The sequence below is a fragment of the Streptomyces sp. ITFR-16 genome, assembly GCF_031844705.1.
Classification (GTDB): domain Bacteria; phylum Actinomycetota; class Actinomycetes; order Streptomycetales; family Streptomycetaceae; genus Streptomyces.
The window spans coordinates 759,215-772,716 of record NZ_CP134609.1 but is presented as its reverse complement, the minus strand read 5'-3'; the positions used below and the strand labels follow the sequence as shown (position 1 = coordinate 772,716).

11 protein-coding genes and 1 tRNA gene are annotated in these 13,502 nt (G+C 71.5%); 7 read left to right on the top strand and 5 right to left on the bottom strand.

The features are described from left to right. Positions 1 to 38: 38 nt before the first annotated feature. On the bottom strand, positions 39 to 1,025 hold the full coding sequence (locus RLT58_RS03590) for a hydroxyacid dehydrogenase (RefSeq protein WP_311308908.1): 987 nt from the start codon (positions 1,023 to 1,025) through the stop codon (positions 39 to 41). Positions 1,026 to 1,365: 340 nt separating this feature from the next. On the opposite strand from RLT58_RS03590, the gene RLT58_RS03585 reads away from it, so the two are divergent. From RLT58_RS03585 to RLT58_RS03565, 5 genes are all read left to right on the top strand, one after another. Beyond that, on the top strand, positions 1,366 to 2,379 hold the full coding sequence (locus tag RLT58_RS03585; RefSeq protein WP_311308907.1) for an ABC transporter permease: 1,014 nt from the start codon (positions 1,366 to 1,368) through the stop codon (positions 2,377 to 2,379). Positions 2,380 to 2,461: 82 nt separating this feature from the next. Continuing rightward, complete coding sequence (locus RLT58_RS03580) at positions 2,462 to 3,322, top strand: carbohydrate ABC transporter permease (RefSeq protein ID WP_311314403.1); 861 nt, start codon at positions 2,462 to 2,464, stop codon at positions 3,320 to 3,322. Positions 3,323 to 3,373: 51 nt separating this feature from the next. Further along, positions 3,374 to 5,047: an extracellular solute-binding protein gene (locus RLT58_RS03575; protein WP_311308906.1), complete on the top strand. Its 1,674-nt coding sequence runs from the start codon at positions 3,374 to 3,376 to the stop codon at positions 5,045 to 5,047. Next, positions 5,044 to 6,510 (top strand): M1 family metallopeptidase, encoded by a 1,467-nt coding sequence (locus tag RLT58_RS03570; RefSeq protein WP_311308905.1) that lies wholly within the window; start codon positions 5,044 to 5,046, stop codon positions 6,508 to 6,510. Before RLT58_RS03575 ends, RLT58_RS03570 begins: the two co-directional genes overlap by 4 nt. Next, a complete protein-coding gene (locus RLT58_RS03565; protein ID WP_311308904.1) occupies positions 6,507 to 8,705 on the top strand; it encodes a right-handed parallel beta-helix repeat-containing protein in 2,199 nt (732 codons plus the stop codon). The genes RLT58_RS03570 and RLT58_RS03565 overlap by 4 nt, the downstream gene beginning before the upstream one ends. Positions 8,706 to 8,763: 58 nt before the next feature. Here the strand turns inward: RLT58_RS03565 and RLT58_RS03560 are convergent, their stop codons facing one another. Beyond that, a complete protein-coding gene (locus RLT58_RS03560) occupies positions 8,764 to 9,489 on the bottom strand; it encodes a TetR/AcrR family transcriptional regulator (protein WP_311308903.1) in 726 nt (241 codons plus the stop codon). Between the two features lie 132 nt (positions 9,490 to 9,621). Here RLT58_RS03560 and RLT58_RS03555 point away from each other — a divergent pair, with 132 nt between their 5' ends. Further along, positions 9,622 to 10,569 carry an NAD-dependent epimerase/dehydratase family protein gene (locus tag RLT58_RS03555; RefSeq protein ID WP_311308902.1) on the top strand — a complete coding sequence of 316 codons (948 nt, stop codon included), beginning with the start codon at positions 9,622 to 9,624 and terminating at the stop codon, positions 10,567 to 10,569. A 26-nt stretch (positions 10,570 to 10,595) separates the two neighbouring features. On the opposite strand, the gene RLT58_RS03550 is transcribed toward RLT58_RS03555, so the two are convergent. Continuing rightward, entirely contained in the window at positions 10,596 to 11,498 is a 903-nt protein-coding gene (locus tag RLT58_RS03550; protein ID WP_311308901.1) for a transketolase family protein, read from the bottom strand. Positions 11,499 to 11,559: 61 nt separating this feature from the next. After that, positions 11,560 to 12,261 (bottom strand): thiamine pyrophosphate-binding protein, encoded by a 702-nt coding sequence (locus tag RLT58_RS03545; RefSeq protein WP_311308900.1) that lies wholly within the window; start codon positions 12,259 to 12,261, stop codon positions 11,560 to 11,562. 137 nt (positions 12,262 to 12,398) lie between these two features. Here RLT58_RS03545 and RLT58_RS03540 point away from each other — a divergent pair. Continuing rightward, positions 12,399 to 12,472: transfer RNA gene (locus RLT58_RS03540), tRNA-Pro, on the top strand. Between the two features lie 123 nt (positions 12,473 to 12,595). Here the strand turns inward: RLT58_RS03540 and RLT58_RS03535 are convergent. Beyond that, complete coding sequence (locus tag RLT58_RS03535) at positions 12,596 to 13,429, bottom strand: GntR family transcriptional regulator (protein WP_311308899.1); 834 nt, start codon at positions 13,427 to 13,429, stop codon at positions 12,596 to 12,598. Positions 13,430 to 13,502 lie beyond the last annotated feature (73 nt).

The window sequence follows — 13,502 nt, the reverse complement described above, 5'->3', positions numbered from 1 at the left end:
GTGTGACGCCGAGCCTAGAGCCTGTCGCGGGGCGGTGTTCATGCGATCCTCCCCAGGTCGGCCCGGTGCACCGGATGGCCGAAGGGCTCGCCGCGCGCGTACCGCGCCAGCTCGTCCACGGCGAGCGCCCCGAGCCGGCCCACCTCGTTGCCCTGGGCCCCCGCGAGATGCGGGGTGAGGAAGACGTTGGGCAGCTCCCACAGCGGATGACCGGCCGGCAGCGGCTCGGGCGAGGTGACGTCCAGGACCGCGTCGAGCCGGCCGCTGACCAGGTGCCCGGTCAGCGCCTCGGTGTCCACCAGCGGGCCGCGCGCCGTGTTGACGAGCAGTGTGCCGGGGCGCATCAGGTTGATCCGGCGCGCGTCGATCAGGCCCCGGGTCTCCGGGGTGTCGGGGGCGTGCACGGTCACCACGTCGCTGGTCGCCACGAGCGTGTCCAGGTCGGTCCTGGTCGCACCGATCAGTTCGGCCTCGGCATCGCCGACGTACGGGTCGTACAGCAGCACCCGCGCGTCCAGGACCCGCAGCAGCTCGATGACCCGGCGGCCGATCCGGGAGGCGCCCACGACGCCGACGGTCAGCCCGTGCGTGCCGAGCCAGTGCTGGCGGTCCAGGTCGGCGCCGGTGCGGTGGGTGCGGCGCGCGCGGAAGAGCCCGGCCAGCGGGAACACCCGCTTCGCACCCATGATGATCGCGGCCAGGGTGAACTCCGCGACCGGCACGGCGTTGGCGGCGGCGGCCGAGGAGACGACGATCCCCCGGTCGTACGCGGCCGGGGACAGAAACGTCTTCACGGTGCCGGCCGCGTGGATCACGGCCCGCAGCTCCGGCGCCCGGTCCAGCAGGGCCGCGTCCACCGGCGGGCATCCCCAGCCGGTGAGCAGCACCTCCGCCGACGCCAGCGCCCGCGTGGCGTCCGGCGAGTCGAACTCGCTGATCACGGACGGTTCGAGGAGATCGGCCGTCTCCTCCAGACGGGCCCGTACCGGGGGCGGGAAGACGTCGTCCAGCAGTCCGGGGCTCATGACCAGGACCGTGCGCGGGCGCCGCTCGGGCGGGGCCGCGGCATCGGTACCGGAACGAGCCGGCGCCTCTTCGGTGGTTCGCACCCTGCCTCCGGACAGTAATCGCGTTCTATGGAATGACCGGCACGCTAAGGAGCGCAACGGGGGACCGTCAAGCTCTCCCTGCCGCCAACTGCCCTGTTTCCGGCAGTATCCAGCCATTCGCGGGGGTGGATTGGCCGGTGGGGAGCAGTGCGTAACAAAGACGTTCGACCGGATCTCTTGACGCTCGGGTTAACCGCTTACTAACTTGCGGGCGCAGAAGGCTCACCAGGCGCCACCCAGCCGAACAGGACGCACCATGGCTGACACAGCACCCCCGCTGCCGCGGGAAAAGCGGCGGAAACGGGCCGATGAACCCGCCCCGCCGGACGGCCCGCCCGTCCTCGCACCACGCCGGCTCACACTCGGGCAGCGGATCAAGCGCGACCGGGTGATGCTGCTGCTCACCCTGCCCGGCCTGCTCTACTTCGTCGTCTTCCACTACGTACCGCTGCTCGGATACGTGGTGGCGTTCCAGGACTACCAGCCCTACCTCGGATACATGCACAGCGTCTGGGTGGGCTTCGCCAACTTCTCCGCGGCGTTCGCCGAACCGGCTTTCTGGAGCGCGACGTTCAACACGCTGGAGATCGCCCTCGTCCAGCTGGTGTTCTTCTTCCCGGTGCCCATCGCGCTGGCCCTGCTGCTCAACAGCATCGCCAGCGACCGCATCCGGCGGTTCGTGCAGAGCGTGGTGTATCTGCCGCACTTCATCGGCTGGGTCATCATCGTCTCGATCTTCCAGCAGATCCTGGGCGGCGCGGGGGTGCTGCCCGACGTCCTGGGCGGTCTGGGGCTGCCGCGCTACGACATGATGAGCGACCCCGACGCCTTCCCCTGGCTGCTGACCCTCCAGGTCGCCTGGAAGGACGCCGGCTGGGGCACGATCATCATCCTCGCCGCGCTCCTCAACATCGACCGGCAGCAGTACGAGGCCGCCGCCATCGACGGCGCGGGGCCCCGGCGGCGCCTGTGGCACGTGACGCTGCCGGGCATCGCCCCCGTCCTCATCCTGCTGCTGATCCTCAACCTCGGGCAGATCCTCTCCGTCGGCTTCGAGCAGATCCTGCTCCAGCGCGACGCGGTCGGCCCCGACGCCGGCGAGGTCCTCGACACCTACGTCTACTACCACGGCATCAAGGACAACGACTGGGGCGTCGCCGCCGCCGTCGGACTCGTCAAGGCGGTCATCGGCACCGCACTCGTGCTGGGCGCGAACAAGTTCGCCCACCGGCTCGGCCACGAAGGGGTGTACCGCGGTGCTGACCGCTGAGAAGACGCGCGCCAGGACCGGGAGCACCGGACCGGCGCCCCGCCCCGTTCCCGTCCGCACGTCCGACGGCCGGCCGCCGTGGATGGAGCGCCCGACCCGCCTGGGGCAGACCGCCAAGGCGGTCGCCGTCGTGGTGGTCGTCCTCGCCGTGGCCTACCCGCTGATCGGAGTCATCGGCACGAGCTTCGCCTCGCAGACCGACATCATCAAGAGCTCCGGCCTCGTCCTGTGGCCCGACCACCCCACGCTGGACGCCTACCGCACGATCTTCACCGGCGGGGTCGTCACCCGGGCGCTGTTCGTGTCCGTCGGCATCACCGTCATCGGCACCCTCGCCAGTCTCCTCGTCACCGTGGGGATGGCGTACGGGCTCTCCCGCCGCGAGGTCACCGGATCCCGCTTCATCCTGATGACCGCCCTGTTCACCATGCTCTTCAACGCGGGCATCATCCCGAACTTCCTGCTGGTCAAGGGCCTCGGCCTGTACGACACCTACGCGGCGCTCGTCATGCCCACCCTGGTCAGCGCCTTCAACCTCGTCGTCCTGCGGTCCTTCTTCATGAATCTGCCGGAGGAGCTGTACGACGCGGCGAAGGTGGACGGCGCCGGCGACTTCCGCATCCTGGTGCGCATCGTCCTGCCGCTGTCCAAGGCGGTCCTCGCCGTGATCAGCCTCTTCTACGCGGTGACGTACTGGAACGCCTTCTTCAACTCGCTCCTGTACCTCAACGACTCCGACAAATGGCCGCTGCCGATGGTGCTGCGCACCTACGTCCTCCAGGGCCAGAGCCTGAACTCGGCCTCGGCCGGTGAGGTGCTCGCCCCGCAGCAGGCCGTCCAGATGGCGGTCCTGGTGATCGCCGTCGTCCCGATCCTCTGTGTCTACCCGTTCCTCCAGCGCTACTTCACCAAGGGCGTGCTCACCGGCGCGATCAAGGGCTGAGCGCAGCCACCGCCCCCCACTCCTTCCCTTCCCTCTTCCTAGGAGATCCAGGTGCCGAGCTCCACCCCCATCAACCGCAGAGCACTGTTCCGCCTGGGCGCGGGCGTCGGTCTGGGACTGGCCGCCGCCCCGCTGCTCGCCGCCTGCGGCGACGGCGGCACGACCGCGAAGGCGGAGGCCAAGAGCGCCTCGCTGCTGCCGGACAGCGCGGTCCGCAACATCGGGCTGAAGCCGGACCTCGCCGGCACGGCCGCCGGTGTCCCGCAGGGCTTCTTCAGCTACCCCGCCAAGCCGCTCCGCGCCACCGGCAGGACCCCGCTCAAGGGTGCGAAGCCGATCAGCGCCACGATGGAGACCTTCTCCCCGCCGCCGCCCTCGCGCGGCAAGAACGCCGCCTGGCAGGAGATCGAGAAGCTCCTCGGCGGCCGGGTGGACATCACCGCCGTACCCGCCGACGACTACGGCACCAAGTTCTCCACCATGGTCGCCAGCGACAGCCTCCCCGACCTGTTCATGTACCCGGAGAGCGGCGGCGTCGACAACAAGGCCGCCTTCCTCCGGGCCAAGTGCGCCGACCTCACCCCGTACCTCGCCGGGGACAAGGTCAAGGACTACCCGAACCTCGCGGCCATCCCGAAGGGTGCCTGGCAGGGCGCGATCTTCGGCGGGAAGCTGTACGGCATCCCCATCGCCCGCACCGGAACGGCGGGCGCGGGCGTCTACCGCCACGACCTGTTCGAGGAGGTCGGCGTCACCAGCCTGGACCAGATCACCGACCTCGACCGGTTCGTCGAGGTCTGCAAGGAGCTGACCCGGCCCAAGAAGGACCAGTACGCGATCATCGCCGGTGTCACCACCATGCTGGCCATGTCCGCGGGCGCCCCCAACTTCTGGCGGCTGGACGAGAAGACCGGCAAGTTCACCGTCGACCTGGAGACCCCGGAGTACCGCACGGCGGTGGAGACGGCCCGGCTGCTGTACAAGGCCGGCTGCTACTACCCGGGCACCCTCCAGATGTCCGGGGCGCAGAAGGCCCAGTACACGGACATGTTCAAGAACGGCAAGGGCGCCTACGTCTACGACGGCATGCCCACCTATCTGGCGCCCGGTGTCGGCTACATCGCCGCGATGAAGGCGATCGACAAGAAGTTCGACCCGCGCCCGTTCGTCCCCGTCGGCAAGGACGCCGTGGCCTGGATGGACAACGTCGCGCTCCAGAACACCCACATCAGCAAGGCGTCCGGGGACCGCGTCAAGGAGATCCTGGCGTTCGCGGACTTCGCCGCCTCACCGTTCGGCAGCCTGGAGTACACCCTGATCAACTACGGGGTCGAGGGCAAGGACTTCACCCGGGACGCCAAGGGCAACCCGGCGCTCACCAAGCAGGGCACCCAGGACGTCACCGTGCCCTGGAAGTTCGCCGCCTCGGCGGTCCCGGCGATCTTCAGCGCCGACTCCGAGCAGGGCGTGCGCCACGTCCACGACACGTTCAGCAAGATGATCCCGATGATGGTGCCGGACCCGACGCTCCAGTACTCCTCGCCCACCTGGGACTCCAAGGGGTCCGGCAGCCTGGGCACCCTGAAGGGCGATGTGCTCAAGGACATCATCTCCGGCCGCAAGCCCATGTCGGCCTACGACCAGCTCGTCAAGGACTACCTGGCCAAGGGCGGCGAGCAGGCTCGCGGCGAATTCGAGGAAGCCTTCCAGAAGGGCAAGAAGTGACCACACGACGCTCGGTCCTCACACTCGGCGGGGCGGCGGTCGCCGCGGCCGTCGCCGTCCCCGCGCTCGGCTCGCCCGCCACCGCCCGGCCGCACGGCTTCGACCCGGAGCCCGGCTCCGACGGCGTCGGCGACCCGCTCTTCCCCACCCTCGGCAATGGTGGCTACCAGGTCCTCCACTACGACCTGACCTTCGACTTCACCCCGGTGACCTACGACTTCACCGGCATCGTGAAGATCAGCGCCCGGGCCACCCAGGACCTCTCCGCCTTCAACCTGGACACCGACGGCCACACCATCGACTCCGTGACCGTCGCCGGCCGCCCCGCCCGCTGGGAACTGGCCCCCGGCCAGAGCGGTCAGGAACTGACCGTCACCCCGGCCCGCCCGCTCCACGACGGCCAGGCGTTCACCACCGAGATCCGCTACCGGGGCAACGGCAAGGCACCCCGGCTCGGCCTCACCGGCTGGCAGTTCGGCGCCGACGGCGGCTTCGCGTCCGCCGCCCAGTCCTCCCGCGCCGACACCTTCCTGCCCTGCAACGACACCCCGTCCGACAAGGCGACCTGGACCTTCCACATCAGCGCCCCCCAGGGCTACGTCGCCACCGCCAACGGGGAGCTGACCCACCGCACCCCGCGCGCCGACGGCTCCACCGTCTGGCACTTCGCCCTCCGCGAGCGCATGGCGACCGAACTCATCGGGATCGCCGTCGTCAAGGGCACCTATCTGTACGGCAGCAGCCACCGCGGACTGCCGCTGCGCCACATCGTCCCGCAGGGCCAGGAGGACACGTACGGACCGATCGTGGCCCGTACCGCCGACCATCTCGCCTGGCTGGAGGCGAAGTTCGGCCGCTACCCGTTCTCCGTCTACGGCCTGCACATCTATGGCGGCTACACCGACGCGCTGGAGAACCAGACCCTTTCGCTGTTCTCCACCAACTGGTTCAAGCTCAACTCCCAAGGGCAGCCCGGCTACGAGACCACCATGGTCCATGAGCTGGTCCACCAGTGGTTCGGCGACTCCGTCACCCCGCACGACTGGCAGCAGGCCTGGCTCAACGAGGGCCCCGCCGTGTACTACGCCGGTCTGTACGGCGAGGAGCGCGGCTGGTCCGTCTTCGCGGACAAGATGAAGGCGACGTACGAGAAGCTCGACGCGGTCCGCGCCGCCGACGGCCCGCCCGGCCGGCCCAAGGCGCTCGGCGGCACCAACATCTACGACGGCGGCGCACTCGTCCTGTACGCCCTCGACCAGCGGATCGGCCGGCGCGCCTTCGACCGGGTCATGCGCGCGTGGGTGACGCGCTTCAAGGACTCCACCTACACCAGCGAGGCGTTCATCCGGCACACCGCCGAGGTCACCGGCGACCGCTCCGTCGACCCGTTCCTGCGCGACTGGCTCTTCGGGGCCGTCAACCCGCCCATGCCCGGCCACCCCGACTGGAAGGCCTCCGCGTGAACCGCCCGATGAACGCCGTACGAGGAACCGCCGCTGCCGCCACCGCCGCCGTACTGACCGCCCTGCTCACGGTCCCGGCCGCCCAGGCCGCTCCCGGCACCCGCACCCTGTACGCGGCCCCCGACGGCCGCGGCGCCTCCTGTACGGCCGCCCGCCCCTGCACCCTCGAAGGTGCGCGCGACCTGGCCCGCACGGTGACCGGACACGGCGTCCGCGTCCTGCTCAAGGGCGGTACGTACCGGCTCGACGCGCCCCTGACGCTCGGCGCCGCCGACTCCGGCACCAGCTGGGGCGCCGCCCCCGGCGCCCGCCCCGTCCTCTCCGGCGGGCAGGACATCACGGGCTGGCGGCCCAACGCCGACGGCAGCTGGAGCGCGGCCGTCCCCGACGGGGTCACCCCGCGCCAGCTCTTCGTCGACGGCGAGCGCGCCACCCGCGCCCGGGGCGAGGCCTGCCCGGCGAGCACCTGCGACGCCACCGCCACCGGCATGACCGGCGCCACCGCGACCGGCATCGACCACTGGCAGCGCCCCACGGACGCCGAAGCCGTCATCCGGATCCGCTGGCGCAACTACCACTGCCGGATCGCGGGCGTCAGCGGCGACACCCTGACGTTCGCCCAGCCCTGCTGGACCAACTCGGCGAGCGGCACCGACCGCACCGGGCCGGCCTGGGACACCACCGCCGTCGACTCCACCCGCTACGGCGGGGTCGCCTTCTTCGAGAATGTCCGCGAACTCCTCGACACACCCGGCGAGTTCGTCTGGGACTCCGGGGCGCGCACCGTCACCTACCTGCCGCGCAAGGGCGAGAACATGCGCCACGCGCGGACCGTGACCCCGCACACGGAACAACTGCTCGTCGTCGACGGCGCCCACGACGTCACCGTCACCGGGATCGGCTTCGCCTACGCGGCGTACCGGCAGCCCGGCACCGACGAGGGCTACGCGGGCATGCAGGCCGGTCTCACCCTGACCGGTGCCACCGGCCCCGTCGACCACGCGGGCCGCTACTACACCAAGCCCGCCGCAGCCCTCACCGTGCGCGGCGGGCGCCGGGTGAGCATCGACAGCGGCCGGTTCAGCCACCTCGGCGGGGCCGGCGCGATCCTGGAGGCCGGCACCAAGGACAGCTCCCTGACCCGCTCGTCCTTCACCGATCTGTCCTCGGGCGCGGTGTACGTCGGCGACACCGAGCCACTGCCCCCGGCCGCGCTCACCGGGGAGCGGAACACCGTCGCGTACAACACCATCAGCCGCTCCGGCGTCGAGTACACCGACTCGGTCGGCATCTGGGCCGGTTACGAGGCGCGGCTGACCGTCGACCACAACAGCCTGGACCACCTGCCGTACTCCGCGATCTCGGTCGGCTGGGGCTGGAACCAGCCCGAGGCGCAGAAGTCGGTGCTCCGCGACAACAAGGTCACCGCCAACCGCATCACCGATGTCATGGAGGTCGCACAGCAGCAGCACGACGGCGGCGCGATCTACACCCAGGGCGCCCAGCCCGGCACCGTCCTCAGCGGCAACTACATCAACCGCTCCGCCTACGGAAACACCGAGCGGGACGGCAACGGCATCTACCTCGACGAGCAGTCCTCGCACATCACCGTCGAGCACAACGTCATCACCCGCATCGGCTACAAGTGGGTGTCCAACTGGGCCGACTACGGCATCGAGAACACCGCGCGCGGCAACTGGACCGACACCGCCGCACCTCCGCTCGGCGGCACGGGCTCCGTCATGACGGACAACCGCACCGGCCTCGACCGGCTGCCCGCCGCAGCCCTGGCCGTCGCCGCACACGCCGGCGCCCGCGGCGGCCCGGTCGAGCAGCTGCGCACCGACCTGGCGCGCACCGGCACCGCCACCCAGTCCTCGACCGACGGCACGGCGGCCGCCGCGCTCGCCCTGGACGCCGACACCAACACGGACACCCGCACCCTTGCCGAGGCGGGCGCCTGGTGGCAGGTCGACCTTGGTGCCGTACGGCACATCCGGCAGGTGGAGGTCTGGAACGACGCCTCGTCCACCACCGCCGGCTTCGATGTCGTCACGGACGACGGAACCGTCCACGTCAGCGGGAAGGCGCTCCGCCCGACCCTGGTGAACCTGGACAGCCGGACCCGCACGGTGAAGATCGTCGCCTCCGGGACGGGCCGGGTGGGCCTGGCGCAGGTGCTCGTCCACCCCTGACCCGCGCACCGCACGACGGACGCCGCACCGGCCCCGGGCCGGTGCGGCGTCCGTCGTCTCACTCCAGCCCGAAGGCGTCCGCCAGCATCGCGGTCTGCGCCGTCAGCAGGATGTCCCCGTCGTGGCCCATCCCCGCGAACTGCCCCGCCGTCTCCAGCCCCACCGAGCCATGGAGCTGCGACCACGCGAGCAGCGCACCGGCCAGCGCGCGCGCCGCCGCCCCGGTGTCGTCGGCGGCCTCCGCCGCGTACCGGGCGACCCAGGCACCCACGGCTGCGTCCGACTCCAGCCACGCCGCCATCTGCGCCACCACCGGAGCCGCCCCCGTACCCGGCGTGCCACCCGTGAACACCGGCAGGAACGGCCCCAGCACCGCACGGGCGCGCTCCAGCGTGTCGGCCGGCGCCACATAGCCCGGCACCGGTGACCCCTGGATCAGCAGGTAGCGGTGCGGCTCACCGAGCGCCCAGGCGCGGTACGCCACCGCGAGCGCGTGCAGCCGTGCGCGCGGGCCCTGCGCCCCGGCCGCCGACCGGTCCGCCGCCGCGCCGATGGCCGCGGCGGCGTCGTCGTACGCATCCCGGATCAGGGCGTTCAGCAGATCGTCACGGCCGGCGAAGTAGCGGTACAGGGCCGGCCCCGACAGGCCCATGTCCTTGGCGATCCGGGTCAGCGCGAGCGCCGCCACCCCTCCGTCGGCGAGCTGCCGCAGCGCCGCCTCCTTGATCTCCGCCCGGGTCTGCTCCCGGTACCGGGCCCGCGGCCCCTGCTGCGCCTCGGCCATCCCGGCCCCTTCCGCTGCTCGCCAGGCATGCTCACTTCCGTTACGGAGTCTAACAGTCAGCCTTGCAAGGGGTCATCGCAAGAGTTACAGTCTCTAACGGAAGCGAGAGATCATCACGACGAGGAGTGTTCCATGACCGCAGCACGTGATCTTCAGGTAGTCCTCGGCGCCGGCCCCGCCGGTACCGCGCTCGCCGCCGAGCTGGCCCGCCGGGGCCACCCGGTCCGGCTGGTCGACCGCTCGGGCGGCGGTTCCGCTCCGGACGGCGTCCAGCGGTTCGCCGCCGATGTGTCGACCGCCGACGGAGCCCGGACGGCCGTCGAGGGAGCGGCTGTCGTCCACCACTGCGTGAACGTCGGCTACCACCTCCAGGTCGAGGTCATGCCGAGGATCCAGCGGGCCGTCCTCGCGGCCGTCGAGGCGGTCGGCGCCCGGCTCGTCGTCCTCGACACGCTCTACCCCTACGGCGAGACGCACGGCGCGGTGATGACCGAGGACACCCCGTGGAACGCGACCACCCGCAAGGGCCGGATGCGTGCGGAGCTGGACGCCCGCTACCTCGCGGCCCACGCCGAGGGCCGGGTGCGCGTCGTACTGGGCCGCTCGGCCGACTTCGTGGGGCCCGGCGTCCTCAACTCCACGCTCGGCGGCGCGGTGTTCCCGGCCGCGCTGAGCGGGGGAGAGGTCCCGGCGTTCGGCGACATGGACCTGCCGCACAGCTACACGTACATCGGCGATGTCGCGGCCGGCCTCGCGACGCTCGGTGAGAACCCGGACGGCGACGGCCGCGTCTGGCACCTGCCCACCGCCCCGGCGGTCACCACCCGCGCGATCCTGGCCCTGGTGGAGGAGCGCGTCGGCCGCCCGCTGACCCTCACCGTCGTCTCCGAGCCGAAGGCGTTCGGCCCGTTCGACGAGGTGTTCATGGCGGAGTACGCCGAGATGTTCTACCAGCACACCGAGGCGCAGATCGTGGACTCGTCGGCGATCGAGAAGGCCTACGGGCTCACCCCGAACCCGCTCCCCGCCACGATCGACGCCACGCTCGCCTGGTACGGCGAGCTGTCGGCCGCGCACTGAGCGGGCGCCGGGGCGGCGGCCCCGGCTCAGCCGCCCAGGAACTGGCCGATTCGCTCCCGCAGTCCGTGCGCGTCCAGGCCGTGGGCGGCGAGGTGCTCGTCGAGCTGTCCGTACCTGCGCAGCTCCTCGCGTCCCACCCCGAGCCCCAGGACCCGGTGGGGGAGCGCGGCGAGCGCGTCGTTGGCCGCCGCCGTCGACGTGCCCGCCAGATACGGCTCGACAACCACGACATCGGCGGCGGTCCGCCCGCCGACGGCCCGCCGCAGCCCCGCGCCGTCGAAGGGCCGCACGGTCGTCGCGTACAGCACACTCACATCGAGACCGGCCGTGGCGTCGAGCACGTTGTCGAGCATCGGTCCGACGGCGACGACCGCCCCGCGCGTGCCCTCGCGCACCGTGGTGAACCCGCCCGCTCCGCCGACGGTTGCGGCCCGCTTGTTGGACTGCATCGACAGGCGCACATAGACCCGGCCCTCACCGGCGGCGGCCTCCCGGAGCAGGGTCTCGGCCTCGTCGGGATGGCCCGGTACGTGCACGGTCCAGCCGTCCAGCGTGTCCATCAGCGCCACGTCCCCGGGCGCCATGTGCGTGAAGCCGCCGGCCGGCCAGTCGTACGAACCCCCGGCGCTGACCAGCACCCCGCCGACCCCCTGGTGGCCGAAGTCCAGCTTCACCTGCTCGAACGGCCGCTCCACCAGGAAGGAGGCGAAGGTGTGCACGACAGGGCGCATCCCGGTGAGGGCCATCCCGGCCCCGGCCCCGATGAGCAGCTGCTCCCGGATGCCGACGTTGATCACCCGGTCCGGATGGTCCCGCTCGGCCCGGGCGAAGCCGTCCCGGCTGATCTCGGCCAGCACCAGCGCCAGCCTCGGGTCCTCGTCGAGCAGCCGGGTCGTGGTGGCGATGAAACGGTCGCGCATCGTGTCCATGCGAGGTCTTCCTCTGTTTCCGTTCGGTGTGTGCGGTGGGTACGGGGACGGGCGGGCGCGCTCAGCTCTTGGGGGCGACCCGGGCGACGACGGCCCTCGGCCGGCCGGGATGCGGCGCGGTGAAGGCCGCGTACAGCGCCTCGTGGTCCCGCCCGTCCACGGAGTCGACCGACCAGCCGGCGGTCGCGAACCGCTCCGCGATCCCGCCGGGGCGGCCGTACGTCGCCGACGCGTTGTCGATCACCACGGTGTGCAGCTGATCGAGCCCGGCCGGTCCGGCGTAGGCGATCGCCTCGTGGTTGCTGCCCTCGTCCAGCTCCGCGTCCCCGGTCAGCACCCACACACGCGGCCCGGTCAGGCCCTGGGCGCGCAGCCCCAGCACGCTGCCCACGGCCAGCGGCAGTCCGTGCCCCAGCGAGCCGCTGCCGATCTCGGCGCCCGGCACCAGCAGCCGGTCGGGGTGGTGGCCGAGCGGCGAGTCGTACGCGCCGAAGCCCGGCAGCAGCTCCTCGTCGATGAATCCGTGCGCGGTGAGCACGGCGTAGTAGGCCATCGGCCCGTGCCCCTTCGACAGCAGGAAGCGGTCGCGGTCGGGTGCGTCGGCGGTTGCGGGCGTCACCCGCAGCACCCGGCTGTACAGCACCCAGAGGGCGTCCATGGTCGAGGTGGCGGCGGGGCCGTGCTTCTCGTCGCCCGTCATCAGGCTCATCAGCCGGTGCAGATCGCCGTATGCGGGCGCCGGTTCGGCAGTCGTGTTCGTCATGCGGCCCAGCGTTCAACGTCAAGCGCGGTTGAGGTCAAGCGCCACCGCCGGGGAAAGGCGTTCGTGACCACCGGCTGAAGTGCGGTATTGTTCTCATGCGCGTTCGGCCCGGGGGAAACCCCAGGTCAGGCGGGTATCGGGACGTGGCGCAGCTTGGTAGCGCACTTGACTGGGGGTCAAGGGGTCGCAGGTTCAAATCCTGTCGTCCCGACTGGAGACAGTCGCAGATCAGGGCCGGTTTCGGAGGTATCCGAAACCGGCCCTTGATCATTCCTGGGAGCCGGCCGGGTACCGGGCCTGTACTCCCGTACCGCGATCACGGGCCCCTCGGGACCTACGTCGGCTGGACGTCACCCGTCGTCGAGGACGCGATGATGCCCCGGTGCGCGAAGCCGTCCGGAGGGATGCCGGGATAGTGCCCCTCCGACGGGCGGCCCGGCGCCCCGGTGCCCAGGGCGAGCCGGGAGACGATGCGGTACCAGTCGCCCCGGTAGACGGAGCGCACGTACTCCACCGGCATGCCCGTCCTGTCCGTCGTCAGGCGCTCGATGAGGAGGGCGGGGGAGAGCAGCGGCACCTCCAGGACCTGCGCCTCCGCCTCGTTGACCACCGTCGGCTCTATGGACTGCACGGCCTCGTGGACGACCACCCGGTGGTGTTCGCGCAGATGGTCGTAGAGGTCACCGGCCTCCATCTCCGCAAGGGTCAGCCCCGGCGCCAGGCCGACCGGGATGTGCAGGTGCTCGATGGCCACCGGTGCCCCGTCCACCAGCCGTAGGCGGGCGATGTACACCAGCTCGGCCGCGGGCGGGACCCGCAGTCTGCGGCCGATGCGCGCCCCGGCCCGACCGGTGGACATCTCCAGGACGGTGCTCGACCACGTCCCCGCTGCCGGCGGAACGGCGAACGAGGACTCGGCGGCGACGAGCTCCTGGGTGATCTTGGCGGGTGCGACGAACATGCCCCGGCCGTGCTCCCGCACGAGCTGCCCCGTCGCCACCAGCTCGTCCACGGCGGCGCGCAACGTCGGCCGGGACACGCCCAGTTCGCCGCAGAGCCGGCGTTCGGACGGGATCACGTCGCCTGGTGCTCCCGACTCGATCAGTCCGAGCAGATACCCCCGGACCCGCTCGCGTTTCGGTACGGCACCCGAAGAGCCGGCCTGCATGGCTCGTTCCTCCCCGCCTCATTCGGAGATGGCTGGTCAGCCTTCCGGCCACGTCGTCGACCGTCGGCCAGTG